This is a genomic window from Arthrobacter sp. TJ-217 (assembly GCF_058269255.1).
The window spans coordinates 46,728-71,948 of the sequence record NZ_JBZCNJ010000002.1 but is presented as its reverse complement, the minus strand read 5'-3'; the positions used below and the strand labels follow the sequence as shown (position 1 = coordinate 71,948).

General features: G+C 67.5%; 25 protein-coding genes and 1 riboswitch. Of the genes, 11 read left to right on the top strand and 14 right to left on the bottom strand.

Features of this window, described 5'->3' with window-relative positions; genetic code table 11:
* Positions 1-50: 50 nt before the first annotated feature.
* Positions 51-497, top strand: a complete 447-nt coding sequence (locus AC4D2R_RS03445) for an NUDIX hydrolase (RefSeq protein WP_490937535.1) — start codon at positions 51-53, stop codon at positions 495-497.
* Here AC4D2R_RS03445 and AC4D2R_RS03440 read toward each other — a convergent pair.
* Positions 472-2,391: an ABC transporter ATP-binding protein gene (locus AC4D2R_RS03440; RefSeq protein WP_490937533.1), complete on the bottom strand. Its 1,920-nt coding sequence runs from the start codon at positions 2,389-2,391 to the stop codon at positions 472-474. The genes AC4D2R_RS03445 and AC4D2R_RS03440 overlap by 26 nt on opposite strands.
* 237 nt (positions 2,392-2,628) lie before the next feature.
* Here AC4D2R_RS03440 and AC4D2R_RS03435 point away from each other — a divergent pair, with 237 nt between their 5' ends.
* The 3 genes from AC4D2R_RS03435 to AC4D2R_RS03425 all read left to right on the top strand — a co-directional run bounded on the left by AC4D2R_RS03435 (position 2,629) and on the right by AC4D2R_RS03425 (position 5,014).
* Positions 2,629-3,456 carry an amino acid ABC transporter substrate-binding protein gene (locus tag AC4D2R_RS03435; RefSeq protein ID WP_490937531.1) on the top strand — a complete coding sequence of 276 codons (828 nt, stop codon included), beginning with the start codon at positions 2,629-2,631 and terminating at the stop codon, positions 3,454-3,456.
* 114 nt (positions 3,457-3,570) lie between these two features.
* A complete protein-coding gene (locus tag AC4D2R_RS03430) occupies positions 3,571-4,230 on the top strand; it encodes an amino acid ABC transporter permease (RefSeq protein WP_490937529.1) in 660 nt (219 codons plus the stop codon).
* Positions 4,217-5,014 (top strand): amino acid ABC transporter ATP-binding protein, encoded by a 798-nt coding sequence (locus tag AC4D2R_RS03425; RefSeq protein ID WP_490937526.1) that lies wholly within the window; start codon positions 4,217-4,219, stop codon positions 5,012-5,014. Before AC4D2R_RS03430 ends, AC4D2R_RS03425 begins: the two co-directional genes overlap by 14 nt.
* Positions 5,015-5,275: 261 nt before the next feature.
* Here AC4D2R_RS03425 and AC4D2R_RS03420 read toward each other — a convergent pair whose 3' ends face one another.
* From AC4D2R_RS03420 to AC4D2R_RS03375, 10 genes are all read right to left on the bottom strand, one after another.
* Positions 5,276-6,307 (bottom strand): LLM class flavin-dependent oxidoreductase, encoded by a 1,032-nt coding sequence (locus AC4D2R_RS03420; RefSeq protein ID WP_490937524.1) that lies wholly within the window; start codon positions 6,305-6,307, stop codon positions 5,276-5,278.
* 70 nt (positions 6,308-6,377) lie between these two features.
* Positions 6,378-7,235: a formate dehydrogenase accessory sulfurtransferase FdhD gene (fdhD, locus tag AC4D2R_RS03415; protein ID WP_490937522.1), complete on the bottom strand. Its 858-nt coding sequence runs from the start codon at positions 7,233-7,235 to the stop codon at positions 6,378-6,380.
* Positions 7,236-7,280: 45 nt separating this feature from the next.
* Complete coding sequence (locus tag AC4D2R_RS03410) at positions 7,281-8,558, bottom strand: molybdopterin molybdotransferase MoeA (RefSeq protein WP_490937520.1); 1,278 nt, start codon at positions 8,556-8,558, stop codon at positions 7,281-7,283.
* Entirely contained in the window at positions 8,558-8,833 is a 276-nt protein-coding gene (locus tag AC4D2R_RS03405; RefSeq protein WP_490937518.1) for a DUF6457 domain-containing protein, read from the bottom strand. Before AC4D2R_RS03405 ends, AC4D2R_RS03410 begins: the two co-directional genes overlap by 1 nt.
* Before the next feature lie 20 nt (positions 8,834-8,853).
* Entirely contained in the window at positions 8,854-9,465 is a 612-nt protein-coding gene (mobA, locus tag AC4D2R_RS03400; protein WP_490937516.1) for a molybdenum cofactor guanylyltransferase, read from the bottom strand.
* Positions 9,462-9,959, bottom strand: a complete 498-nt coding sequence (locus tag AC4D2R_RS03395) for an HNH endonuclease (RefSeq protein ID WP_490901631.1) — start codon at positions 9,957-9,959, stop codon at positions 9,462-9,464. The genes mobA and AC4D2R_RS03395 overlap by 4 nt, the downstream gene beginning before the upstream one ends.
* Before the next feature lie 233 nt (positions 9,960-10,192).
* On the bottom strand, positions 10,193-11,017 hold the full coding sequence (locus AC4D2R_RS03390) for an NlpC/P60 family protein (RefSeq protein ID WP_490937514.1): 825 nt from the start codon (positions 11,015-11,017) through the stop codon (positions 10,193-10,195).
* A 45-nt stretch (positions 11,018-11,062) separates the two neighbouring features.
* Positions 11,063-11,656, bottom strand: coding sequence for an NlpC/P60 family protein (locus AC4D2R_RS03385; RefSeq protein WP_490937512.1), 594 nt, complete (start codon positions 11,654-11,656; stop codon positions 11,063-11,065).
* 218 nt (positions 11,657-11,874) lie between these two features.
* A riboswitch (cyclic di-AMP (ydaO/yuaA leader) is annotated at positions 11,875-12,041 on the bottom strand.
* Positions 12,042-12,149: 108 nt separating this feature from the next.
* Entirely contained in the window at positions 12,150-12,980 is an 831-nt protein-coding gene (locus AC4D2R_RS03380; RefSeq protein WP_490937510.1) for a M23 family metallopeptidase, read from the bottom strand.
* A gap of 230 nt (positions 12,981-13,210) precedes the next feature.
* On the bottom strand, positions 13,211-13,906 hold the full coding sequence (locus tag AC4D2R_RS03375; RefSeq protein WP_490937508.1) for an iron-dependent transcriptional repressor DtxR: 696 nt from the start codon (positions 13,904-13,906) through the stop codon (positions 13,211-13,213).
* Between the two features lie 246 nt (positions 13,907-14,152).
* Here AC4D2R_RS03375 and serC point away from each other — a divergent pair, with 246 nt between their 5' ends.
* Entirely contained in the window at positions 14,153-15,307 is a 1,155-nt protein-coding gene (serC, locus tag AC4D2R_RS03370) for a phosphoserine transaminase (RefSeq protein ID WP_490937506.1), read from the top strand.
* Positions 15,308-15,329: 22 nt separating this feature from the next.
* Here the strand turns inward: serC and AC4D2R_RS03365 are convergent, their stop codons facing one another.
* The 3 genes from AC4D2R_RS03365 to AC4D2R_RS03355 are packed head-to-tail and all read right to left on the bottom strand — an operon-like array spanning position 15,330 to position 17,872.
* Positions 15,330-16,604 carry an MFS transporter gene (locus tag AC4D2R_RS03365; RefSeq protein ID WP_490937504.1) on the bottom strand — a complete coding sequence of 425 codons (1,275 nt, stop codon included), beginning with the start codon at positions 16,602-16,604 and terminating at the stop codon, positions 15,330-15,332.
* Between the two features lie 52 nt (positions 16,605-16,656).
* Complete coding sequence (locus AC4D2R_RS03360) at positions 16,657-17,478, bottom strand: DUF3027 domain-containing protein (protein ID WP_490937502.1); 822 nt, start codon at positions 17,476-17,478, stop codon at positions 16,657-16,659.
* Positions 17,479-17,488: 10 nt separating this feature from the next.
* The gene (locus AC4D2R_RS03355; protein WP_490901618.1) at positions 17,489-17,872 is read right to left on the bottom strand and encodes a cold-shock protein; all 384 of its coding nucleotides are present in this window, start codon (positions 17,870-17,872) and stop codon (positions 17,489-17,491) included.
* A gap of 176 nt (positions 17,873-18,048) precedes the next feature.
* Between AC4D2R_RS03355 and AC4D2R_RS03350 the strand changes: the two genes are divergently transcribed.
* The 6 genes from AC4D2R_RS03350 (at position 18,049) to AC4D2R_RS03325 (ending at position 25,187) form a co-directional block, all read left to right on the top strand.
* A complete protein-coding gene (locus tag AC4D2R_RS03350) occupies positions 18,049-18,309 on the top strand; it encodes a hypothetical protein (RefSeq protein WP_490937500.1) in 261 nt (86 codons plus the stop codon).
* Between the two features lie 122 nt (positions 18,310-18,431).
* Complete coding sequence (locus AC4D2R_RS03345) at positions 18,432-20,897, top strand: helicase-associated domain-containing protein (RefSeq protein ID WP_490937498.1); 2,466 nt, start codon at positions 18,432-18,434, stop codon at positions 20,895-20,897.
* Positions 20,890-22,530 (top strand): DNA repair helicase XPB, encoded by a 1,641-nt coding sequence (locus AC4D2R_RS03340; protein ID WP_490937496.1) that lies wholly within the window; start codon positions 20,890-20,892, stop codon positions 22,528-22,530. The genes AC4D2R_RS03345 and AC4D2R_RS03340 overlap by 8 nt, the downstream gene beginning before the upstream one ends.
* A 74-nt stretch (positions 22,531-22,604) precedes the next feature.
* On the top strand, positions 22,605-23,315 hold the full coding sequence (locus tag AC4D2R_RS03335; protein ID WP_490901612.1) for a response regulator transcription factor: 711 nt from the start codon (positions 22,605-22,607) through the stop codon (positions 23,313-23,315).
* Between the two features lie 12 nt (positions 23,316-23,327).
* Positions 23,328-24,797 (top strand): sensor histidine kinase, encoded by a 1,470-nt coding sequence (locus AC4D2R_RS03330; RefSeq protein WP_490937493.1) that lies wholly within the window; start codon positions 23,328-23,330, stop codon positions 24,795-24,797.
* A 99-nt stretch (positions 24,798-24,896) separates the two neighbouring features.
* Positions 24,897-25,187, top strand: a complete 291-nt coding sequence (locus AC4D2R_RS03325; RefSeq protein ID WP_490937491.1) for a WXG100 family type VII secretion target — start codon at positions 24,897-24,899, stop codon at positions 25,185-25,187.
* Positions 25,188-25,221 lie beyond the last annotated feature (34 nt).

Genomic DNA, 25,221 nt, shown 5'->3' with positions numbered 1-25,221 from the left:
AAAGGGCAGTGCGCTACACCGGCAGTCCTGCCCGAAACTCCGAGGCGGCAATGAACCAGGTTCTGACAATCGCCGCCTTGTGCCTGCTCGACGGCGCCGGCCGCCTCCTCCTGGTCCGCAAACGCGGCACCATCCTGTTCATGCAGCCAGGGGGCAAGCTCGAACCCGGAGAGTCGGCGGCGGCCGCCGCGGTGCGCGAACTGCAGGAGGAATTGGGCCTTGCCGTCCCCCCTCCGCGGTTGGGCCTGCTTGGCACCTGGTACGGGCCGGCAGCAAACGAGACCGACACCCTCATCGATGCCACGGTGTTCCTGTGCCCGCTCGAAGGAACCCCTGTCCCTGCCGCGGAGATCGAGGAAATCGGCTGGCTCGACCTCCGCACTCCAGGGCTGCGCACCGACCTCGCCCCGCTGCTGACGGAGTTCGTGATTCCGGCCCTGGTCGAGCTTGCCGGAGCACCGCCTGCGCCGGCTAGGTCGAAGCGCGGGTTCCGCTGAGGACGTCGGGGTCCTCGTCCGGCGCCACGGTTTTCTCCACTGCGAACTGGGTACGGTGCAGTTCCGCGTACCGGCCGCTGCGCTCAAGCAGCTCCTCATGGGTTCCCTGTTCGGCGATTCGCCCGTCCTCGATGACCAGGATGAGGTCGGCGCTGCGGATCGTTGAGAGCCGGTGGGCGATCACCATCGCTGTCCGGCCCTCGAGCGCCTCGGTCAGCGCGGCCTGCACGGCCGCCTCCGACGTCGAGTCGAGGGCCGCCGTGGCCTCGTCGAGGATCACGACGCGCGGCTGGGCAAGGAGCAGGCGGGCGATTGTCATGCGCTGGCGCTCTCCGCCGGAGAGCCGGTAGCCGCGCTCGCCGACCATTGTGTCGAGCTGGTCGGGCAGGGACCGCAGCAATGGTTCGAGCCGGGCGCGGCGCACGGCGTCCCACAGTTCGTCCTCCGTCGCCTCGGGGCGTGCGAGCCGCAGGTTCGAGCGGATCGTCTCGTGGAAGAGGTGCCCGTCCTGGGTCACCATGCCCAGGGTGGAGCGCATCGAGGCAAAGGTGACATCGCGGACGTCGACACCGGCCAGACGCACCGCGCCGCTGTCGACGTCGTAAAGGCGCGCCAGCAGCTGCGCGATCGTCGACTTTCCGGCACCGGAGGTGCCCACGAGCGCAACCGTCTGGCCGGGCAGGATCTTGAAGGAGATGCCGTGGAGCACCTCCTCCCCGCCGCGGGTGTCGAGGGTCGAGACCTCTTCAAGGGAGGCGAGGGAAACCTTGTCGGCCGAAGGATAGGCGAATCGGACGTCGTCGAACTCGATCGTGACAGGCCCGCCCGGCACGTTCCGGGCATCGGCCTTTTCCCGGATCAGCGGCACGAGGTCGAGGATTTCAAAGACCCGCTCGAAGCTGACGAGCGCGCTCATGATCTCGACCCGTGCGTTGGCGAGGCTCGTCAGCGGCGCGTAAAGGCGGGTCAGGAGCAGTGCGAGGGTAACAACCTCACCGGTTTCAAGCTGGCCGCCGAGCGCGAGCGTGCCGCCGAGACCGTAGACAAGTGCCAGGGCCAGCGCGGAGACGAGCATCAGCGCCGTGAAGAAGATGTACTGGAGCATCGCCATCCGCACGCCGATGTCACGCACCCGGGCGGCGCGGACCCGGAATTCTTCGGATTCGGAGTCGGGACGGCCAAACAGCTTCACCAGGGTGGCTCCGGGAGCCGAGAACCGCTCGGTCATCTGCGTGCTCATGGCTGAGTTGTGGTCGGCTGCCTCCCTCCGCAGCGCGGCGAGTTTGCTGCCCATGCGGCGTGCGGGGACGAGGAACAGCGGCAGCATCACGATTGCGAGGATGGTGACCAGCCAGGAGGTGCTCAGCATGACGATGAGGGTCAGCGCGAGCGCCACAGTGTTGCTCACCACCCCGGAGAGGGTGCCGCTGAAGGCCTGCTGCGCGCCGATGACGTCGTTGTTGAGCCGGCTGACCAGCGCACCGGTGCGGGTGCGCGTGAAGAAGGCGATGGGCATTTTCTGGACGTGGTTGAACACGGCTGTGCGCAGGTCGAGGATGACGCCCTCGCCGATGTTCGCCGAGTACCAGCGCGTGGCCATGCTGACGCCGGCGTCAGCCACCGCGACCAGGGCGATGACGAGGGCCAGCCACATGACAGTCTGGGTTGAGCCCCGGGCGACGATGACGTCAACGACCTGCCCGGCGAGGACCGGGGTTGCCACGGCGAGGAAGGCCGAGCCGACCGACAGGATAATGAACAGCGTGAGCTTCACCCTGTAGGGGACTGCGAACGCGACGATACGCTTCAGCGTTTCCTTGGAGAATTTGTTCGTGCGGTCCTTGGCGGTCGAGATCCGGTAAAGGGAACTCCAGGCCGCGCCTTCCATGCTCATACAGGTGCCTTCCGTTAAGCCTCTTCAAGCTTAGGCGCTGGCACCCCCGGTCTTACCGTGTATGCCCTAGGCACAATTTCGGGGGCAGGATCAAGGGTCGCCGGAAAGTTTCGACATACGAGGTCACATTGAATCGCCAGCAGCGCGGAACAATGGAATGGTGCAGTGTTGTTGCACTACTGGAGTCCGCCCGCCGGACCGCCCAGCAGACCACCCGCGAGACATAAAGGATTTCCCATGACCTTCCGCCTGTCCCTCCTCGGCACCGCCGCAGCGCTGGCCCTTGCCGTCTCCGGATGCTCGGCTTCGTCCGAACCCGGGGCAGGGGGAACCAGCGGTGGAGCATCCGACGCGGCTCCCACAACCCTTGAGCAGATCCAGGAGGCCGGCGTCCTTACCGTCGGCACCGAGGGAACCTACAAGCCCTTCAGTTTCCACGAGGAAGGCAACGGCGACCTCACCGGGTACGACGTCGAGGTGATCACCGCCGTGGGCGAGAAGCTCGGCGTCGAGGTCGAGTTCGAGGAGACCCAGTGGGATGCCATCTTCGCCGGGCTTGAAGCCGGCCGTTTCGACGCCATCGCCAACCAGGTGTCGATCACCGAGGAGCGCACCAAGAAGTACGACTTCTCCGACCCCTACACCGTCAGCAACGGCGTGATCGTCACGAGCGCCGACAACGACGAAATCAAATCCTTCGAGGACCTGAGCGGCAAGACGACCGCCCAGTCGCTCACCAGCAACTGGTACGAACTTGCCAAGGAGAGCGGCGCCAACGTCGAAGCCGTCGAGGGATGGGCCCAGTCGGTTGCCCTCCTCCAGCAGGGCCGGGTCGACGCAACGATCAACGACGAGCTGACCTACCTCGACTACCAGAACACCTCGAAGGATTCTTCGATCAAGATCGCGGCGGAAACCGAGGAGACCTCCGAGAGCGCTGTCACCTTCAAGAAGGGCAGCACCGATCTCGTCGAGGCGGTAAATGAGGCCCTGAGCGAACTTCGCGCCGATGGTACCCTTGCCGAGATTTCAACGAAGTACTTTGGAACCGACGTCAGCAAGTAGGCCGCAGCCGTAGGCGGCGCACCGGCGGCAGGAACGAGGATCCGGCGTCCACCGCCGGCTGGGGATTTTTTCGACGCGGCCGCGCGCACATTCCGCGGACGGAAGGACTGATACGTGGATTGGGATTTGTTCCGGAGCTCGTTCTGGCCCATCCTCCGGGGCGGGCTGACCGGAACTATCCCCCTGACGCTCATGTCCTTTGTCCTGGGACTAGCGCTGGCACTGCTCCTCGCCCTGATGCGGATCAGCGGGCGGCGCGTGCTTGCCGGCGTCGCCCGGGCCTACATCTCGGTGATCCGGGGCACTCCCCTGCTGGTTCAGCTGTTCGTCGTCTTCTATGGACTCCCCTCGATCGGCGTCACCATCCCGCCGTGGCCGAGCGCGGTGATTGCGTTCTCGCTCAACGTCGCGGGATATGCAGCGGAGATCCTGCGGGCCGCCATCCTTTCGGTGCCCAAGGGCCAGTGGGAGGCCGGGCACACCATTGGAATGTCCCGGCGCAGGACGCTGCGGCGGATCATCCTCCCCCAGGCGGCGCGCGTGTCGGTTCCCCCGCTGTCGAACACCTTCATCTCCCTGGTGAAAGACACCTCCCTGGCTTCGCTGATCCTCGTCACCGAACTCTTCCGTGAAGCCCAGCAGATCGCGGCCTTCAGCCAGGAGTTCATGCTGCTCTACCTTGAGGCGGCGTTGATCTACTGGGCGTTCTGCTCCATCCTTGCCGTCGGGCAGCACTCACTCGAAAAGAGGTTGGACCGCTATGTCATCCACTGAGCCGATCCGCCCGGTGCAGGGGGGCCAAGGTCCGGTTCTGCTCACCGCCAGAGGCCTGGAGAAATCATTCGGCACCAACACCGTGCTGCGGTCGATCGACCTGTCGGTGCACCGCGGCGAGGTCGTGGCCCTCGTGGGGCCCTCGGGATCGGGCAAGACCACCGTGCTGCGCTGCCTCAACGGCCTCGAGGTGCCCGACGGCGGAACCGTCGCCTTCGCCGAAGGCCCGTCGGTGACCTTCGGTGCAGGCGTTTCTTCCAAGGAGCTTTCGGCGCTGCGGGACCACAGCGCCATGGTGTTCCAGCAGTACAACCTGTTCCCCCATATGACGGTCCTCGAAAACATCATCGAGGGCCCGGTGCAGGTCCAAAGGCGCAAGCGCCGGGAGGCCGAGCAGGACGCCGAGAAACTCCTTGGGCGCGTCGGGCTCCTCGCCAAGAAGGACCAGTATCCGTTCGAGCTCTCCGGCGGCCAGCAGCAGCGGGTGGGGATCGTCCGGGCGCTGGCGCTGCGTCCCGACCTGCTGCTCTTCGACGAGCCCACCTCAGCGCTTGACCCCGAGCTCGTCGGTGAAGTGCTCAAGGTCATCAAGGACCTGGCCGAGGAGGACTGGACAATGGTCATCGTCACCCACGAGCTCGCCTTCGCCCGCGAAGTCGCCGATGAGGTGGTGTTCATGGACGGCGGCGTCGTCGTTGAACGCGGCCACCCCGATCAGGTGCTGCGGGCTCCCGTGCACGAACGTACGCGAAGGTTCGTCCAGCGCCTGCTCCACCCCTTCTAGCCGTCGGCCGCCCCTCCCCGCACGCCGTCGTCGTCCCTCTTCCCGCCCGTCGTGCTCCCTCTTCGCCGGTCACCGTCCGCCGAAACTGCAGCTCACCACGCTCTCGGGCTCCCAAAGGGTGGTGACTTGCGAACTCGATGGGAAGGGGAAGCGGCGTTAGACCGCTTGTCCGCCGCCACTCCCGCCGAAACTGCAGTTCACCACGCTTTCGGGCTCCCAAAGGGTGGTGACCTGCGAACTCGGCGGGATGGAGGAGCAGCCTCAGGCGACGCCGAGTTCCTTCTGAACCAGCGGCAGCACTTCAGTGCCCAGCAGTTCGATCGACTCAAGGACCTGGGCCTGCGGGACGGAGGAGAAGTCGAACTGGAAGATGTGGCGGTCGTGCTGCATGAAGGTCCAGGTGAGAACGATCTTCTGTGCAACCTGCTCCGGAGTCCCGACGAAAACGGCTCCGGACCGGGCCGACTGCATGTTGTAGGTGACCCCGCTCGGCTTCGGGAAGCCCCGCTCGCCCGAAATCCGGACCATCGAATCCATCCAGTACGGCCGGAACACTTCGTTCGCCTTTTCGCGCAGCACCAGCCCCACGCTGCTGACGCCCACCCGCAGGGCACCGGGGTCGTGCCCCGCCTCAGCGGCCGACTTCCGGTACAGCTCGGCGTGCTCCTCGAAGTTGCGCACGGTCCCGCCGAGCATCGCGTAGATCACCGGCCGGCCGAGGGCAGCCGCGCGCAGCGTCGACTGCCGCGTTCCGCCCGAGGCGATCCAGATGTCGAGTGAGCCAGAGGTCGGCCGGGGCAGAATCTGCGCGTTGTCGAGCGGGGGCCGAAAACGGCCCTTCCACGTGATGCGTTCCTCCGCGTCAAGGCGCAGCAGCAGGTCGATCTTCTCTTCGTAGAGCGCGTCGTAATCCTCGAGCGCGGCTCCGAAGAGGGGGTACGACTCAATGAAGGAGCCCCGGCCGGCGGTCAGTTCCGCCCTGCCCCTTGAGATCAGGTCGAGGGTTGCGAACTGCTGGTAGACACGCACCGGGTCCTCGGTGCTCAGCACCGTCACCGCCGAACCGATATGGATGTTCCGGGTCTGCGCGGCCGCCGCTGCGAGGACGGGCACCACCGATGAGACCGCGTAGTCCGGCCGGTGGTGCTCGCCGATCCCGAAGTAGGAGAGCCCGACGTCGTCGGCGAGGCGCGCCCGTTCGAGCAGGTCGGCCATGCGCTGCTCGGGTGAGACCCGCTGACCCGTGACGGGGTCGGGGTGGAGGTCTCCGAAGCTGAAAATGCCTAGTTCCATTGCGCTGGCCCAATCGTCTTTAGTTCAGGGTCCACGCTCAAGGGAATGCGCGGACCCGCCCATACGGGCGCTATTCCGCGGGTGTTTCGGGGCGGATCCGTTCCGGATGCGAGTAGCAGTTGAACGACGTGCCGCGGCTGAACCCGACGAGGGTGAGGCCGGCATCGTCGGCAAGGTCGGCGGCGAGGGAGGAGGGGGCGCTGACCGCCGCAAGGATCGGGATGCCCGCGAGCTGCGCTTTCTGGACGAGTTCGAACGATGCCCTGCCCGAGACCTGGAGGATCGTCCCGGCAAGGGGAAGCATGCCCTCGCGCAGCGCCCATCCCACAACCTTGTCGACGGCATTGTGACGGCCCACATCCTCGCGCAGGCACAGCAGCTCGCCGTCGCTTGTGAACAGGCCCGCCGCATGGACGCCGCCCGTGCGGTCGAACAGCTTCTGGCTCTGCCGAAGGCGGTCGGGCAGGCCGGCGAGGACGGCGGCGTCAACTGGGGCGCTGTCCTCGCGCAGGTCGAAGCGGGACGACTTGCGGACGGCATCGATCGAGGCGGTCCCGCAGATCCCGCAGGAGCTCGAGGTGTAGACGTGCCGTTCGAGCGCAGTCTCCGGCAGCACCACTCCCGGCCGGAGCTGGGCTTCCACAACGTTGAAGGTCTGCTGCCCGTTGTCGTCCACTCCGGCGCAGTAGCGCTGGCTTGGCAGCTGTCCCGGCTCCCACACCACCCCTTCGGAGACGAGAAATCCTGCGACGAGGTCGAAGTCGTCTCCGGGGGTCCGCATCGTCACGGTGAACGGCCTGCCCCCCAGCCGGATTTCAAGCGGTTCTTCCCCGGCAAGGACGTCTTCGCGCCGGGTTGATCCACCCGGAACATCGGAACCGAGCCGGAACTTGGTGATGCGGCGTCGTTGGGTGACTCGGCTGCTCATGTGCTTGCTCCTCTCAGTTGCGCGGGAAGTCAGTCGTGCGGGAAGTCAGTTGGCCTGCGGGACCGAATGCCAGGGCACCGTCAGCGCGGGAAGCGGCTGGTCGATGTCGCACCCTTCGGCCGGGACGACCATCACGCCGTCGGCCGAGGCGAGCCCGCGGAGCATGCCCGAACGCTGGTGCTGGCTCGGCACCGCACGGCCGGCCTCGATCCGGTAGGGCACGAGCCTGCTCCTGCCCCTCAACGGCTCGAAGTACCCTCCGCTGAGGACCCGATGCAATCCCGGCATGGGAGCTCCGCGCAGACCGGCGAGCAGGGGCCCAGCAACCGTGAACATCGCCATCATCGCCGCGAGGGGGTTGCCCGGCAGGCCCACCAGGAACCGGCCGTCCGGCAGGCGGGCGAGCAGCGTCGGGTGCCCGGGACGCATCGCGACGCCGTCGATGATCATCTCGGCTCCGAGCACCGCCAACGCCCGGCGGATGTGGTCCGCGGAGGAACTGCCCGTCCCGCCCGTAGTGATCAGCACGTCCCCCGACGCCCGGGCCAGGGAAAACTCGTCGGTCGCCTCCGCACTGATGGCGTTGACGACGTCGTCGAGGTCATCCTTGGCCCTCCCCGCGACGTCGACATGCCCGCCGAGCATCGCCACGAGCGCGGGCAGCTGGGGTCCGAACGTGTCGCGGACCTGGCCCGGCTGGGGAAGCCCCGCCTCAATGACTTCGTCACCGGTCATGAGCAACGAAACCCGCGGCGCCCTCAGGACCGCCAGCGTGTCGTGGCCGCATACAGCGGCAAGGGCGATCTGGGCGGGATTGAGCACGACGCCGGCCGGGATCGCGATGGTGCCGCGTGCCGCCTCCTCCCCCGCAGGGCGGATGTGTTCACCCTGAACCGGCTCATCATGCCTCGCGAGGTCGTTCCTGGTGAGCACATTTTCACGGATTTCCCCGTGCTCGGTCCGGAGGATGCCGGTCGCGTTGTGGGGAACCACTCCGCCGGTGAGGATGAAGGTTGCCTGCCCCGGCTCAAGGGTGATGGTGCCCGAATCGGTGTGTGGGGACGGGTGCCACCGCCCGGAGTCCTCGGCCGGCTTGGGCGTGACGAAGGTCCAGGGCGGAGGGCCGCTGACAGCCCAGCCGTCCATTGCCGAAGATGCGTAATGGGGTATGTCGAGGAGGGATTCGACCGGCTCGGCGAGGGTCTGGCCGAGCGCATCCGCCAGCGGCACCGTCTGGAACGGCATCGGCTGCCCGGCATTGTAGGCAGCTTCCCGCGCCTTCTCCCAGCTCATGTCCCGTCCGCCGTCAATAACGTCGCCCATCAGTGTTCAGCCCCCGCCTCGTCGCAGACCCGCGACGCGTGCTCGATCGCCGAGCGCATCGCCACGGCTTCTTCAGCCTGCCCGCTGCCTGCAGCGAGCCCGGCGGCGTAGCCGGCCACGAAGGTGGTCAGCGGCGCTGCGGGGCGCACCACTGCAGCGGCGGCGTTTCCCGCAAGTGCCAGGATGGCGTTGACGTCGACCTTGGAATCCCCAAGTTCAAAAGCCGAAAGCAGCTTCTCGCTCCATTGCTGAAGAAGTATTTCGCGCTCGTCCATGAGTACCCTCCACGGGTTGGTTAGCGGACGTCAACACCGAGAATCCGGGCGTCAGCCCAGGTGTCGACGTCCGACGTCGTGCCCGGCGGAACCGGGACCGGTCTAATCTTCACCCTAGCAAGGAGGGCGCGCATCGAAAGATTCTGCGCGCCTCCCGCAGCCAGCGCCTCAGCCGCAGCCTCGAAGAGCTCCTCCCTGCGGTACAGCCCGGCAAGCAGTTGGACCCGGTCCCGGTCAAGCGCGACAACAGAAGCCGAGGAGTCCTCCGCTGCGGCACCGAGCAGTACCTCGGCGGCAACATCGCACCGGGGCATGTCGCAGGCGAGGACGAAGGTCCACGCGGGAAGGTCCCGGTCGGGCCCGGCAGCAAGGCTTGCGAGTCCGGCGCAGAGGGCTGCCGCAGGCCCGGCAAAGGGCGGGCTTTCCCGGGTGACGATCACCCCCGCCTCCGGAACGGGGTCCACCGGCCCCACGATGACGGTCAGCAGGGCATCCGGTACAGCGGCGCGGGTTCTCTCAAGGAGCGTCCGGCCGCCGATGGTGAGGCCTGCCTTGGCGGTTCCGCCCAACCGGGAGGACCGCCCGCCGGCGAGGATGACTGCGTCGTACGGAAGTGGCGCTGGGTCGCTCAAGCTGCCCTTTCGGTGAGGAACTCGTTCCACTGCGGCGCCGGCTTCTCGAGTTCGCGGAGCTGCCACAACGGCCCGCGCGGGGGCCGCGGCACAACGCGAAGGCTCCAGCCGAGGCTGCCCAGCGTCTTGTCCCCCTTGGCGTTGTTGCACCGCAGGCAGCATGCAACCATGTTCTCCCAGGTGTCGGTCCCGCCGCGGGAGCGGGGAAAGACGTGGTCGATTGTCGTAGCGGTCTTCCCGCAGTAAGCGCAGAGGTGGTTGTCCCGGCGCAGCACCCCGCGCCGGGTCGCTGCCGTTTCCTGACGGTACGGGATCTTCACATACCGGTTCAGCAGGATCACCGACGGGCGTCCGAGAATTTCGGAAGGCCCGACAACCGGATCCTCATCCTCGGCAACGACGCTCGCTTTGCCTGTCAGCACAAGCACCAGCGCCCGGCGGAATGTAACAACCGCCAGCGGTTCATATCCTGCATTCAGAACGAGAGTGCGCATGCGCATGCCTCTTTGCGGACTATGTCCCCGCTACCGGCTGCCACCCCGGATGCTCGGGATAAGTTCTTCGGATTAACAATGCCTAGGGTAGCCGACCTGCGCGCCGGGGCGAATAGAAAGAGCGAAGTTGTGGCGCGGAGGCAGGGGCGGCACTTTAAGAGAAAGGAACCGGCAGCACCGCTGCCGGTTCCTTTCTTCAGCTGTTGGTTCGAAGAACCGCCAGGCGCTGGGTGTCAGCCGCCCACGCGGATGAACACGGGGCCGGAGCCGAGCTGCGCCGGGGCGATGACGGTCGAGTTGCCGTTGAAGCCGCCGTGGACAGCCTGGCCGCCGCCGATGTACACAGCGATGTGGGCCAGGCCCATGCCGCCGTCGGCGTAGTAGATGAGGTCGCCCGGAACTGCTTCACCGGCGCTGACGGTGCGGCCCAGGGACAGGTAGCCTGCCGGCCAGCCGTGGAAGTTGATGCCGGCTGCGGCGAGGGAGTTGCTCACGAGCCGGGTGCAGTCCTGATTCACGCCGAGCTGGGCCTTGGCCGCCGCGGCGATGGTTGCGGCCTTGCCGGAGGATGCTGCGGGAGTAACCTTGACGGCCGGAGCGGCCGGAGCTGCCTGCGCCTTCGGTGCGGCGGGAGCCTTCACGACGGCGGGAGCGGCCTGCACGGCTGCCGGAGCTGCCTGCACGGCCGGAGTGGCCTGTACTGCCGGTGCTGCCGGGGCCGATGGCTCCGCGGCAACGGTCACCTCGACGGTGACGGGCTTGGCGACGGCCTTGACCGGGGTGCGGTTGAAGGCGACCTTGGCGTTGGCGTCGGCGACGACGACGGCGGGGCTGGCGTCGACCTTGAGCGTCGAGGCGAAGGATTCACGCTCGGGCTGCAGGTCCGCGGCGTTGGCGGCGACGCCGGTGGTCAGGACCAGGCCGGAGGCAGCAGCGATGACTGCGGCCTGCCGTCCCATGCCGCCGGCGTTCTCGGTGACGGCTTTGGCAAGGGCTGCAAGGGGTGCGGTGTGCTGGACTTCGGCACGGTGGCGGGCGATCGGGGCGCGAGAAGACATAGGGGTTCTCCGGAGTGTGAGAGGGGGAGTGTGAAAGTGGGGGGTTTAGCGGACGCGGACGAAGCTTGCGCCGGGAAGATCCGAGAGGGAGTGAAGACCGGTGTTCAGGCCGTTGAGGCCACCGCTGATGACCTGGCCGTTGCCGACGTAGATTGCCACGTGGCCCGCGGTGATCACGAGGTCACCGGCCTGCGGGGATCCGACGACGTCGCCGTACTGCAAGAACTGGCCCGGAGCGAGGTCGCCGACGGACTTTCCAACCGAGCGCAGTGCCTTCTCGACCATGGCGGTGCAGTCCTGGGCAACGCCGATCTGGGAGTAGGCGGAGCCGACGAGGGCGCCTGCGATTCCCGAGGACGGCTTCGCGGCGGGAGCGGGAGCGGGAGCGGCAGGAGCCGGGGTGACTGCGGCGGCCTGGACTGCGGCGGCCTGGACTGCGGGGGCGGCAGGAGCTTTTGCGGCAGGAGCTGCGGCAACAACGACCTCTGCGGCTGGAGCCGGTGCGGCGGGAGCCTCGACGGCCGGCGCTTCGACCGGTGCCTCAACGACGACGGCGGGGGTGACGTTCACGGCTTCGCGCTCAAAGGAGACGGCGGCCGTGGCTGCGGCGCTGACCTTCGAGGCTGCGGGGGCAGTCACACTCAACGATGAGGTTGACTGCACTTCGCGCTCTGCGGCGGGCGCTGCGTTCGCGGGAAGGCCTGCGGTGAAGACGAGGCCTGAGGCTGCGACAAGGACGGCGGCCTGGCGGCCTACAGTTCCTGCATTCGAGGAAACGGCCTGAGAAAGAACTGTGAGCGGGCTCGCTGACACGTGGGCCGCGCGGTGGCGACCCAGAGAATTATTGGACACGTGAAATTGCCTCTCCCAATGCCTGCGAGGTGAGCTGTCGGATTCGGATGGGAGTCACCCGGCCGCTGACGAGTCAGCGACTTAACCCCAAGGATTTCTTGCGAAACCCAAAAATTGGTTCCCCCGCCTCTGCCATGCGAATGTGCGGACGGACCTCAGGCAATGGCAGAGCTAGGCGATTTGCTTGAGGGCGCCAGACCTATGACGATCTGGCACGAGTAGAACGTACCCTAGATCACGCAGATTGTCACATTACGGTCACGGAAGGGTCGAGGGTGTGTTACAGCCAGCCCAGAGGGTCGACGACCTGGCCCTCGATCATCACCTCAAAGTGGAGGTGGCAGCCCGTTGAAGCGCCGGTTGATCCGCTCTGTCCGACGCGTTCGCCGCGCCGCACCTGCTGGCCTTCGGACACCTCGATCACCGAGAGGTGGTTGTAGGTGGTTTCCAGGCCGTTGCCGTGGTCCACAACGATCCGGTTTCCTCCCCCGTAGGGGTGCCATCCGGCGAAGGTCACGGTACCTGCGGCAGCGGAATATACCCGGGCGCCGCACGCCGCACTGAAGTCCTGGCCCCTGTGGAGTTCCCCCAGCCCTGTCATCGGACTTGGGCGGAAGCCGAATCCGGAGGTTTGGACGAGGGCGTCAAGGGGGCCCGTCAGCGCGCCTTTGGCCGCCGCTGGGGTCGCTGATCCGGCCGAGGCGGTCATGACCGCATCGAGCCGCGCATCGGCGCCGAGGGTGGTGCTGAGCGCGGCGCGGTCGAAGTCGACGCGTGCCGAGGCTGGAACATGCACTTCGGCGCCCGCCGGGGCCGCCTCAGCGGTTGCGGAAGCCGGCACCGCCGCTGTCGTGGGCCACGCGACGGTCAGGGCGATGCCCGACACGGCGGCAGCCATCGCGACCTTCTGGCTCAGTCCCGAAAAGGAAAGGTCCTCGCGATACCCCGCTGCCCGGCGCCGGCGCTCGGTGCGGTGCGCATCGCGCGGGCGCGGAGCGGCCGCCGGGGGCCGCGTTCCGCGGCTGCGGCGCTCGGCCCGGTGCGCATCCCTCGGGCGCTCAGAGACAACCGGAACCCCCGCCCGGCGGCGTCCTGACACTTCCTGCTTCAACAAATACGTTCCCTTCCTACGGAGCTGCGCAACGGATCTGCGGGAGCGAAAGGAAATCCGCAGGAACATGGCTGCGGCGCACTCCAAGGAAGATCACGGCGAGGTATCGAGGGTCAGTCTGGCAGTCTCGGAGCGTTGACGCAAAGTGACCACGTTGTTATCAACTGTGTTCAGGGCGTAGCGGCCCTGTTTCCCCACGAAGCAGCCCGCGCCGGGGCCGGTCCGGCGCCTTAGGCGACGGAGACGAAAACGTGGGAAGCGACTTCCGGAGGCAGTTCAAGGGCCCCGTCGACGCCCGGAACGCGTACTGAGACGTAGCCGCCCACCGACTCCAGGTTGAGCGACGCGCCCGGGCGGAGTCCGCCTTCGGCGAGCTGGGACAGCAGCTCGGGATCGACCTGGATCGGCTCCGCAAGGCGCAGGAGGGTCACCGAAGTGCCCGGCCGGTAGTCCTCCATCGCCGCGAGGAGGGTCGTGACGCCGTCGGTGAGCAACTCTGAAGGCACTCCGCCAATCGCTTCGAGGCCCGGAATCGGGTTGCCGTAGGGCGACTGCGATGGCTGCCCGAGCAGTTCGTAGAGGCGCCGCTCGACGCGTTCGCTCATCACGTGTTCCCACCGGCACGCCTCTTCATGGACGTAGGCCCAGTCAAGGCCGATAACGTCGCTGAGCAGGCGTTCGGCAAGGCGGTGCTTGCGCATCACTCCCGTGGCGCGGCGCCGGCCGAGCTCGGTGAGTTCGAGATGGCGGTCGCCGGAGACCACAACGAGCCCGTCCCGTTCCATGCGCCCGATCGTCTGGGACACGGTGGGCCCGGAGTGGCGGAGCCGCTCAGCGATCCGGGCCCGCAGTGCGACGATGTTCTCTTCCTCAAGCTCAAGGATGGTCCGCAGGTACATCTCGGTGGTATCGATGAGGTCCGTCATGAGGGTTCGGCTCCTAGGTGCGGCACAGTGCGGGGCGGGTAAGGGCACTGCGTGCTGCGTGCAGCACGTCCGGACCGGGCCGGGTCCCTACGCCCCCTCAGGTTAACCCATCCGCCTTCGGCCCCGGCAATCGTGCGTCGGCGCCGCCCGTGCGGCGTGCTGCACTTCATAAATATCCCGGCACACCTCCGCTGGGGCAGAATTGGGCCCGTTGCCCCACCCACCCCACATTTGCACGGAGGACCAGTGAGCGAGCTTTCGGACCTAAGAATTCCCACCCACCTGCTGCCCCGGGACGGCCGCTTCGGCGCCGGCCCGTCGAAGGTGCGCTCCGAACAGCTCAGTGCCCTCACGGCCGCCAACCCGTCGATCCTTGGCACCTCGCACAGGCAGAAGCCGGTGAAGAACCTCGTCGGTGAGGTCCGCGAAGGGCTCTCCACCTTTTTCGGCATGCCCGAGGGGTATGAGGTTGTTCTCGGAGTGGGAGGTTCGACGGCGTTCTGGGATGCCGCAGCGTTCGGGCTTGTCGATTCCCGGGCCCAGCACCTTTCCTTCGGCGAGTTCGGGTCGAAGTTCGCGGCGGCAACGGACAAGGCGCCGTTCCTGGAGCGCTCCTCCATCATTACCTCCGAGCCGGGCACCCGGCCCGAGCCGTCCGCCGAGGCCGGCGCGGACGTGTACGCCTGGCCCCAGAACGAGACATCGACGGGCGTCGCGGCCCCCGTCCGACGCGTCGCAGGTGCCGACGACGGCGCACTGATGCTCATCGACGCGACCTCCGCCGCCGGCGGGCTCGCCGTCGACGTGTCCGAGGCCGATGTCTACTATTTCGCACCCCAGAAAAACTTCGCCTCGGATGGCGGACTGTGGCTGGGGCTGTTCTCGCCGGCGGCGCTTGAGCGGGCGGCGCGCATCGACGCGTCGGAGCGGTGGATTCCGGACTTCCTTAACCTCCAGACGGCGATCGGCAATTCGCAGTTGAACCAGACCTACAACACTCCCTCCCTGGCGACACTGGTGATGCTCAACGCCCAGCTCCAGTGGCTCAACAGCAACGGCGGAATGGACTTCGCGGCTGCCCGCACGGCGGACTCTGCCGGCCGGGTCTACGCCTGGGCCGAGGCTTCGGAGGTCGCGACGCCGTACGTCGTGCGTCCCGAGGACCGCTCCAACGTCATCACCACGATCGACATTGCCCCTCCCATCCGCGCCGCGCTTGTCGCTTCGGTGCTGCGTGCCAACGGGATCGTCGACGTCGAGCCGTACCGGAAGCTCGGCCGGAACCAGCTGCGCATTGCCACCTTCGTGGCGATCGAGCCCGACGACGTATCCGCGCTGCTTTCGTGCATCGACTACGTTGTCGAACGGCTCAGTGCCGAATTGAGCGGGGGCGGCGAGTGAGCCCAGGGAGCCGAATGCAGGTTCAGTCCCCGGCGCTGTGGGGTGCCTCGTGGGTGATGCGCAGGCGCCGGGGCAGGGAGCGGTCGTAGCGCAGCCTCACCTCGTGGTAGCGCCAGGCCCAGAACAGTCCTGCACCAGCGGCAATAATGCCGGAGGCGGCGGCGACGCCGAGGCTCCACCGCGGCCCGAACGCGTCGGATACCCAGCCGACAACCGGCGCGCCGAGCGGCGTGCCCCCTAGGAAGATGGCGAAGTAGAGGGCCATCACGCGCCCACGCATGACCGGGTCGGTGGTTGTCTGGACGTAGGCGTTGGCGCTCGTGAGAAGGGTGAGGGCGAAAAGCCCCACCGGGACCAGTGCGAGGCCGAACAGCTCGAGGGTTGGCGCCAGCGCGGCGACCCCGCAGGCTATGCCGAAGGCACCGGCGGCCCCGAAGACGAAACGCATCCGCGGTTTGTCGCGCCTCGCCGACAAAAGCGCTCCGGCAACCGACCCAACCGCCATGACCGAGGAGAGCACCCCAAACACCCCGGCGTTCTGACCGAACTCGGTGCGGGCCATTGCCGCGATGAATACGGCGAAGTTCAGCCCGAATGTACCGACGAGGAAGATGGCCAGCAGCACCATCATCAGATCGGGCCGTCCGCGGACGTAGCGCAGGCCAGCCTTGATGCGGCCCTTTCCCGGTTCCGACCGCGGCTGGACGTTGAGCGTGGAGGCGCGGATCGCGAGCAGGGCGTAGACCATTCCGCCGAAGGTGAGCGCATTGATGAGGAAAACCCATCCGGGGCCCACCGCGGCGGTCAGGAGCCCTGCTACGGCGGGGCCCACCATCCGCGCTGCGTTGAAGGAGGCGCTGTTGAGCGCTACGGCGTTCGGCAGGTAGTCATCGCGCACCAGTTCCGAGGCGAAGGTCTGCCGGGCGGGTGCGTCGAAAGCCGAGACGATGCCCAGGGCGAGCGCAAAAGCGTAGACGTGCCAGAGTTCGGCGGCGGCGGTGAGCACCAGCAGGCCGAGCCCTACGGCCAGCAGCGCCATCGCCACCTGGGTCAGCTGAAGCAGCTTTCGGCGGTCGACGGTGTCGGCGATCAGCCCGGCCCAGGGCGAAATCAGCAGCTGCGGGCCGAGCTGCAGGGCCAGGACCACCCCGAGGGCCGAAGCGTTCTGTTCGGTGAGGATGTCATAGACGAGCCAGTCCTGGGCAGTGCGCTGCATCCAGGTACCGATGTTTGAAACGAGCGCGCCGACGAACCAGATCCGGTAGTTGGCTATCCGCAGCGACCGGAACATGCCCACGTGCGCGCTCCTTCCGCCGTCGCCTGCAGCAACCGGCTAAGTTGTCCCCGGCCTAGTTGTCCCCGGCGTCGTGCGCCTTTATGGCGTCATCCGGGTCGCCGAAAGGCGCCTCGGCTTCGACCCCGACATCCACCGGTGAAGGCTCATCCGCGGATGGCTCTTCTCCGGTGGTCTGTTCTGCGGCAGGAGTATCCCCGGCAGCCTGCTCCTCGGCAGGGGCCTCACCGGCTACCTGCTCCTCGGCAGGAGTATCCCCGGCAGCCTGCTCCTCGGCAGGGGCATCACCGGCAAGAGAATCTTCGGCGGCCTGTTCCTCGGCAGGAGCATCGCCTGCAGGCTCATCCTCGGCAGGCTCATCCTCGGCGGCGGCATCCCGAGCCGCCTGCTCTCCGGCGGGCTGCTCTTCGGCAGGCTGTTCGTCGGCAGGGGCATCCTCTGCCGCCGGAGCCTGTTCATCGGCGGCGGAGTCCTCAGGGAGCACCCGCTCGGACCAGGGCAGCCACTCGGGCGCAAGCAGCGCCCGATCCGAAGGAAGCAGCCCCACTTCGGAGACCGTCGGTTCCTTGCCGCGGGGAACCCGGGCGAGCGTCGCGAACCACTCCCAGCCCCCATACCCCGGAACGAAAGCCTCGAAGCGGTGCGTGAGCAGGCGCTCACCGTCCGGATACGAAGCCACATGTTCGCCGATCTGATCGGCCGGAGCGACCTGCAGCAGGCTGTCCCGGGCGAAATCGACGGCCGCTGCGAGCAACGCGTCGGGCTTCGCCGGCCGGCGTGCGGCCCGGCGTTTGACCGGCGCTGCGGCGGTGCCGCCTGCGGTTATTTCAGCGTCGGTCGAGTTGTCAGGCGAGGGAACGTCGGGGCGTGCAGGCATCATCGCTTGGCTACGCATCCAGGTCGTCGGCAACGGCCCGGAGAACCGCTGCGACCTTGCTCGCGTGGGCCTTCTCGGGGTACCTGCCCTTGCGCAGCCCGTTCGACACGTCGTCGAGCAGCTTGATGAGGTCCTCGGTGATCACTGCCATGTCGTCGGCCTTCTTGCGCGTCGCCTTCACGACCGAGGGCTGCGTTTCGAGGATCCGGGCCGAGAGCGCCTGAAGCCCCCGCCGCCCGTCGGCCACTCCGAATTCGAGCTTGGTGCCGACCTTGACCTCGGTGACTCCGGCCGGGAGCGCAGAGGCGTGGAGGAAGACTTCTTTGCCGTCGTCCGTTGCAACGAAGCCGAAACCCTTGTCAGCGTCGAACCATTTCACTTTGCCGATGGGCACGTAGGTTACCTCTTCTTGGGTCTGCTGAGGCGGTGACCGCCTCCGGTTGTTGGAACCCGGCGCTGCGTCGGTGATATGCCGGTGGTGCTCAGCCACTGCCGGGGAAGTCTTTGGAAATAGAATATCCCCTCAGCGCTCACCCGTGCGCGCCGCCGTTCTTGTACGCTGTAAGCGTTATGGCCCCTGATTCCCCTTCCCTGCAGCGCGGGCACGCGCCCCGCCGCACTGCGTCGTCCCTCCGGCTGGTGCTCATGGTCGCGGCGGTTGTGTCCGCCGTCGTGGGCCTGGTTTCACTGGGTGCGATCCTGGCTATCGCATGGCTCCAGGGCGCCATATGGCCCGGGTTCCTCGTGGCAACGTATGTGTGCCTTCCCCTTGCGTTCCTGCTCATGTGCGCCCTGATCATCGACTCAGTCATCGGACGCCGGCGGCTCTGACCCCAGATGCGGTGGGGGTGGTTCGATCCTGCTGATCCATGCCTGCTGATCCAAGCCTGTTGATGCATGCCTGCTGATCCACCGGGCGGCGCCGGCAATGCCCCGGCGGTAACCTTAAGCCAATGTCCGCCATCCGCGCCCTGGCCGATCAGTTGGCCGCCCGCAGCGACTCCGAGCTGCGGTACCTCCTTTCGGCGCGCCCCGACCTCCTGCTCCCTCCGGTCCCCGATTTCGGCGCCCTTGCCGCACGTGCATCAACGCGCGCCAGCGTGCAGCGGGCCCTTGAAAACCTCACCACGCCCCAGCAGCAGCTGCTTGAAGCGGTCCTCCTCGCAGCGGGCGACGAAGACGCCGGCGTAAGCGCCGAAACCCTCGAGGGCCTCGTTGGCGGCGCCGGGCGGGACGAACTCAACCCCATCCTTGCGGACCTCGCTGCGAGGGCCCTGCTCTACGCCGCACCTTCAAGTCAGGCACAAGGGGCGGGAAGTCCTGGGGCATATCTTCCCGTTGGTTCCCTTGGCGAAGCGGTAGGACCGTACCCGGCGGGACTCGGCAGGCCGCTTCCCGTCCTTGCCCGCGTCCTGCCCGCGTACGGCGCCGGACTCCCCAGCGCCGCCCAGCGCGCGCGCGAGCTGGGCGTTGAGCTTGGCGGCACCCCGACACCGGGCGCCGCGGCCGAGGAACTCGACGCTGCGCTGCGGCAGCCCGATTCCTGGACGCGGCTGAGCTCCAGTGCACCGCCCGGGGCAGCCGCACTGTTGGGCAAACTCGGAGGGGCGCCGGTGGGAGCGGTGCCTCCAACGGCCGCACGCGGCCCGCAGACCGATGCGGCCGCCGCACTCGAGTGGCTGCTGCGGCACGGGCTGCTGGCCCAGCTTGACGCCTCCCATGTTGAGCTCCCGCGCGTGGTGGGTCAGGCGGTACGCGGCCACCGGATTATCCAGGTCCTGCAGGCGCATCCGCCGCGGCCGGACCTCCGGAGCGTGCGGGCGGGCATCCGGGACAACGCCGCTCACAGTGCTGTCGCTGAGACGCTGCGCATGATCAGCGCCCTGCTCGGCTCGGCAGCTGCCGCCCCCGTCGCGACGCTGCGCTCCGGCGGGGTCGGCGTCCGGGAGCTCCGCCGGCTCAGCGACGCACTGCAGGTCGAACAGTCGGTGACGCCATGGCTGCTCGAACTCGCCGCCGCCACGGGAGCACTCGCGCTCGACGTCGACGATTCGCGGTGGAAACCGGCCCGTTCCTCAGGATGGGAGCGGGCATCCCGGGACGAGCAGTGGCTTGCCTTGGTGCGCGGCTGGCTCGATCTCGACCGGGCGCCCTCCCTTGTCGGATCGAAGCTGACCGACGGCGGAGCGATCAATGCCCTCGCAGCCGAAGGCTCACGCCCCGACGCCCCCCGGACCCGACGCCGGATGCTCGCCGCCGCCGTTTCGCTCAGCGGCGTCCCTGCCGGCCGGGATGCGCGGGAGTCCACCGAGGATCATCAGGCAAGCGTCGTGCTCGGCGCTGAGGTCCTCGTGGAGCGCCTTGCCTGGGAGCAGCCGCGCCTGGCACGGCGGTTTGAGCGCCTTGTTCCGGGGATGTTCACCGAAGCCGCCGCCCTTGGGCTGTTTGGAGGCGGTGGCCTCACCCACATTGGCCGGCTGGTTGCCGGGGACCGCCTCGACGACGCCGCGGGTGAGGTCCGTGCCACGCTTCCGGCTCCCGTGCGCCACTTCCTCCTCCAGGCCGACCTGACAGCAGTGGCTCCCGGTTACCTCGACCCCGAGGTGGCACGGGAACTGCTCCAGCTTTCGACGCCGGAGGGTCAGGGGCCCGCCACCACCTACCGTTTCTCGGCTGAATCGATCAGGGCCGCCCTCGACACGGGCCTGACCGCGCCCGGAATCCTGGACTTCCTTCACCGCCACAGCGCCTCGGCGCTCCCGCAGGCACTGACGTACCTCGTCGAGGACACCGCTTCACGGCACGGCAGGCTCAGGGTGGGCCGGGCCCAGAGCTACCTGCGCACCGAAGACGCCGCAGCCGTGACCGCCCTGCTCTCGAATCCTAAAGCCGCCGATTTCGGCCTCGTCCAGCTCGCGCCGACCGTCGTGGCCGCCCAGGCGGGACCGGCCGAGCTGGCGGCCCTGCTGAACGAGCTCGGCTTCTCCGCCGCACGGGACCAGGCACCGCCGCGCACCGCCCCGGCCACGCCGCCGGCGTCCCCGGAGAAGCCGCAGGGGCCGCAGTTGACTGCCCGCGCGCGGGTGAACCCCTGGGCCGTCACCGATGACGAGGTTGCCGCTCAGGTCGCCTCACTACGCGCCGGTTCCCGGGCCAATGGGCCCGCCCAGCGCACCGGCGGCGCCGAGGGCGAAGTGATGCTCGGCCTTGAGACCCTGCGCACCGCGATCCGCCGGAAGGTTCCGGTGCGCCTTGGCACGGCGGACAGCTCAGGGAATGCGGTCCGCCAGGTCCTTGTTCCCCTTTCGGTATCCGGTGGAAGGGTACGCGTGTTCGACCCCCTGAAGCAGGTCGAAAAAGTGGTGTCGGTGCACCGGGTAATGGACGTCGAACTTATTGAAGGGACACCGGATGACTGATGGACCGCTGATCGTCCAGAGCGACAAGACAATCCTGCTCGAGGTTGACCATGAACTGGCGACCGAGGCGCGCCACGCCATCGCGGCGTTCGCGGAGCTTGAGCGGGCGCCCGAGCACGTCCACAGCTACCGGTTGACGCCGCTCGGGCTGTGGAATGCGCGCGCCGCCGGCCTCGATGCCGAACGGGTGCTCGACACGCTGCTCAAGTATTCGCGCTTCCCGGTGCCCCACGCCCTGCTCATCGACATCGAGGACACGATGTCGAGGTACGGCCGGCTCCGGCTGGAAAAAGACCCCCAGCACGGCCTTGTGCTGCGGACAACCGACTACCCGGTGCTCGAAGAGGTGCTCCACGCCAAGAAGATCGCCCCGCTGCTAGGGCCGCGGATCGACGGCGAGACGGTTGTTGTCCACTCCTCCCAGCGGGGCCAGCTCAAGCAATTGCTCCTCAAGCTCGGGTGGCCCGCAGAGGACTTCGCGGGGTATGTCGACGGCACGCCGCACCCGATCGCCCTCCGCGAAGAAGGCTGGGCGCTGCGCCCCTATCAGCAGCTGGCCGTCGAGAATTTCTGGTCGGGCGGCTCGGGGGTGGTCGTGCTCCCCTGCGGTGCCGGAAAGACGCTCGTCGGGGCGGCCGCGATGGCGACGAGCAAGACAACAACGCTGATCCTCGTCACGAACACCGTTTCGGCCAGGCAGTGGAAGGACGAACTGCTGCGGCGCACCTCCCTCACCGAGGAGGAGATCGGCGAGTACTCCGGCGCCGTGAAGGAGATCCGCCCGGTCACCATCGCCACGTACCAGGTGCTCACCACACGCCGCGGGGGCCTTTACCCGCACCTTGAGCTGCTCGACGCCAATGACTGGGGGCTGATCGTGTACGACGAGGTGCACCTGCTTCCGGCACCCATCTTCAAGATGACGGCGGACCTCCAGGCCCGGCGGCGGCTCGGACTCACCGCCACCCTGGTCCGCGAGGACGGGCGGGAGGGTGAAGTCTTTTCGCTGATTGGACCCAAGCGGTACGACGCGCCCTGGAAGGACATCGAGGCCCAGGGCTACATCGCCCCCGCCGACTGCGTCGAAGTCCGTGTCGACCTGCCCCGGGACGAGCGCGTCGCGTATGCGATGGCCGACGACGGCGACAAGTACCGGCTGTGTGCGACGTCGGAGACGAAGTCCGGGGTCGTCGAGAAGCTTGCCGCGGCCCATACGGGTGAGCAGCTGCTGGTGATCGGACAGTACATCGACCAGCTCGACGAGCTCGGCGACCGCCTTAATGCTCCGGTCATCAAGGGAGATACCTCGGTCAAGGAGCGCCAGCGTCTCTTTGGTGCCTTCCGCACCGGCGAAATATCAACCCTCGTCGTTTCGAAGGTGGCCAATTTCTCGATCGACCTTCCCGAGGCGTCGGTGGCGATCCAGGTGTCCGGGTCCTTCGGCTCCCGGCAGGAGGAGGCCCAGCGCCTCGGCAGGCTCCTGCGGCCCAAGGCCGACGGCCGGGCGGCGCGGTTCTACACCGTTGTCGCGCGCGACACCCTCGACCAGGACTTTGCCGCGAAGCGCCAGCGCTTCCTGGCCGAACAGGGCTACGCCTACCGGATTCTCGACGCGGCGGGGTTGAGCGGCTGACACCCAGCCCGTGTGGAGCGGGCGCCCAGCAGGCTCCCAGCCAATCTCCAGCTATTTCGCGGATAATGGTGGGCGTGAAGAAAACAGGACCGGAAGCCAGACTGCTCGTCGTTGACGATGAACCGAATATCCGCGAGCTGCTTTCGACGTCCCTGCGCTTTGCCGGGTTTGACGTTGTGGCGGCGGGCAACGGACGCGAGGCGCTCGCGGCTGCGGAAAGCCACAACCCCGACCTCGCCGTCCTCGATGTGATGCTGCCGGATATGGACGGGTTCACCGTCACACGGCGCCTGCGTGCCGCCGGCCGGCATTTCCCCGTCGTTTTCCTTACCGCGCGGGACGACACGGAGGACAAGGTCACCGGCCTGACCGTCGGCGGCGACGACTACGTCACCAAGCCGTTCAGCCTCGACGAGGTGGTGGCCCGGATCCGTGCGGTCCTGCGGCGCACCCAGCCGATGCCCGAGGACGACGCCGTCATCCGCGTCGACGACCTCGAACTCGACGATGACGCACACGAGGTCCGCAGGGCGGGTGAGACAATCGAGCTTTCGCCAACGGAGTTCAAGCTGCTCCGCTACCTCATGATGAACCCGAACCGCGTGCTCTCGAAGGCCCAGATCCTCGACCATGTCTGGGAGTACGACTTCAACGGGGACGCGTCGATCGTCGAATCCTACATCTCCTATCTGCGGCGCAAGATCGACAAGAACCCCGCTGCGGCGGCGCTGATCCAGACGAAGCGCGGAGTGGGCTACCTGCTGCGCAGCACGGACAAGCGGTAGGCAGGGGAAACCTTGCTCAGGCGCTGGAACTCGGCCTCGCTGCGCTCGCAGCTCGTGGCCATCATGACCCTGCTCATGGTGGTCACCGTCGGCATCACTGGGATCGTCACGATCTCCCTGCTGCGCAACGGCCTCATCGAGCGCATGGACAACGACCTGAGCGCCAACGCGCAGAACATCTCCAACGCGTTCTTTCATGAGACCGCACCCGCCGACAGTGCCCTCTTCCGGTTCTACGGCGCCCTCCTCGGACCCGACGGCCGCATCCTCAAGGCAACGCATTCCGCCACCGAAACGGATGTTCCACGGATGCCCGTCATGAGCGCCGCCCAGGTGCGGGAGCTCGACGGCAAGGGATTCGACGTGGAGGGCACCGCCCAGGACAGCCAGGGCTGGCGCGTAAGAATCCTGGAATACGACGACGGCCCGCAGTCCCTGGCCATCGCGTCCCCGCTGGAGACCGTCAACAACTCCCTGCAGGAGGCCTCGGAGATCATCTTCACCGTCGGCCTGCTCTCCACCGCGGTGGCCTCCGCCATCGCGTTCGTCGCCGTCACCCGCCAGTTCCGCCCACTTGCACGCGTTGAGCGCACAGCAGCAGCCATCGCCGCCGGCGATCTCTCGCGGCGTGTTGCAGTTGAGCGGCCCGCAACCGAGGTGGGAAGACTCTCGCGCTCGCTCAACGCGATGCTCGCCCACATCGAGCGCGCGTTTGCGGCGCGGACCGAATCCGAGCGGAAGATGCGCCGGTTCGTCGCCGACGCCTCGCATGAGCTGCGCACTCCCCTCGTCACGATCCGCGGGTTTTCCGAGCTTTACCGCCACGGCGCACTGCAGCAGGAAGCCGATGTCGCGGCGGCCATGGGGCGCATCGAGAGCGAAGCGATCCGGATGGGCCACCTCGTCGAAGACCTGTTGACCCTTGCACGGATCGACGAACAGCGGCCCCTCGAGGCCAAGCCGATCGACCTGATGGTGCTGGGAAACGATGCAGCCCTCGATGCCCGGGCCATCGCCCCGAACCGGACGATCACCGTGACCGGCCTGGACGGCGGCAGCCCCCGGCCGGCGCCCACGGTGGGCGATGAAGCCCGGCTCCGGCAGGTCCTCGCGAACCTCATGACGAACGCGCTGCGCTACACCCCCGACGGAAGCCCGATCGAGATCGCGGTCGGCGTCGAACCCGTCATTCACGGCCGAAGCGATTCAGTGATCGAGGTGCGCGACCACGGACCCGGCATTTCGGAGGACGACGCCGCACGGGTCTTCGAACGTTTTTACAGGGCCGATTCCTCCAGGCACCGCGAAACGGGCGGCACCGGCCTCGGCCTGGCCATCGTCGCCGCGCTGGTGGCCCAGCACGACGGAACGGTGCGGCTCGAGGAGACCCCCGGTGGCGGGGCGACGTTGTCGATCCGGCTCCCCCACGCCGTCGATACGACAGCCGACGCGCCCGGAACCGAGGCGTCGGACGCCGTCTGAGCCGACTTTTCCACATGCCGCCCAGGACCAGTGCGGGCGCCCGGCACACCCCCTACCGTTCAAGGGTCAGCTAACCGGAAACCAGCATCGGGAGCACCCGTGACCCACTTCCACGTAGACACCGACGGCCTGGCAGCGAAGAGCAGCCAGGTCCAGTCAACCATCGGCAGGCTCAACGCCGAGGTCACCGCTATGCAGGCCGGCCTGCAGGAGCTTGAAGCCCTGTGGGGCGGGCAGGCGGCCGTGAATTTCCAGCAGGTCATGCTTCAGTGGCGTTCAACGCAGGCCCAGGTCGAGGAAGCCCTCTCCGGCATCCACGCAGCACTCGTCACCGCCACCCGCCAGTACGCCGAGGCCGAACTGAGCAACGCACGCATGTTCCTTTCCTGACCACGCACGCACTCTGGACACGAAAAAGCGGCAC

Bases quoted from the DNA above. Each gene is read 5' to 3' on its own strand.
- AC4D2R_RS03445 (WP_490937535.1), top strand. From the start codon at position 51: ATGAACCAGGTTCTGACAATCGCCGCCTTGTGCCTGCTCGACGGCGCC.
- AC4D2R_RS03440 (WP_490937533.1), bottom strand. From the start codon at position 2,391: ATGAGCATGGAAGGCGCGGCCTGGAGTTCCCTTTACCGGATCTCGACC.
- AC4D2R_RS03435 (WP_490937531.1), top strand. From the start codon at position 2,629: ATGACCTTCCGCCTGTCCCTCCTCGGCACCGCCGCAGCGCTGGCCCTT.
- AC4D2R_RS03425 (WP_490937526.1), top strand. From the start codon at position 4,217: ATGTCATCCACTGAGCCGATCCGCCCGGTGCAGGGGGGCCAAGGTCCG.
- AC4D2R_RS03420 (WP_490937524.1), bottom strand. From the start codon at position 6,307: ATGGAACTAGGCATTTTCAGCTTCGGAGACCTCCACCCCGACCCCGTC.
- fdhD (WP_490937522.1), bottom strand. From the start codon at position 7,235: ATGAGCAGCCGAGTCACCCAACGACGCCGCATCACCAAGTTCCGGCTC.
- AC4D2R_RS03410 (WP_490937520.1), bottom strand. From the start codon at position 8,558: ATGGGCGACGTTATTGACGGCGGACGGGACATGAGCTGGGAGAAGGCG.
- AC4D2R_RS03405 (WP_490937518.1), bottom strand. From the start codon at position 8,833: ATGGACGAGCGCGAAATACTTCTTCAGCAATGGAGCGAGAAGCTGCTT.
- AC4D2R_RS03395 (WP_490901631.1), bottom strand. From the start codon at position 9,959: ATGCGCACTCTCGTTCTGAATGCAGGATATGAACCGCTGGCGGTTGTT.
- AC4D2R_RS03390 (WP_490937514.1), bottom strand. From the start codon at position 11,017: ATGTCTTCTCGCGCCCCGATCGCCCGCCACCGTGCCGAAGTCCAGCAC.
- AC4D2R_RS03375 (WP_490937508.1), bottom strand. From the start codon at position 13,906: ATGACGGACCTCATCGATACCACCGAGATGTACCTGCGGACCATCCTT.
- AC4D2R_RS03360 (WP_490937502.1), bottom strand. From the start codon at position 17,478: ATGCCTGCACGCCCCGACGTTCCCTCGCCTGACAACTCGACCGACGCT.
- AC4D2R_RS03350 (WP_490937500.1), top strand. From the start codon at position 18,049: ATGGCCCCTGATTCCCCTTCCCTGCAGCGCGGGCACGCGCCCCGCCGC.
- AC4D2R_RS03345 (WP_490937498.1), top strand. From the start codon at position 18,432: ATGTCCGCCATCCGCGCCCTGGCCGATCAGTTGGCCGCCCGCAGCGAC.
- AC4D2R_RS03340 (WP_490937496.1), top strand. From the start codon at position 20,890: ATGACTGATGGACCGCTGATCGTCCAGAGCGACAAGACAATCCTGCTC.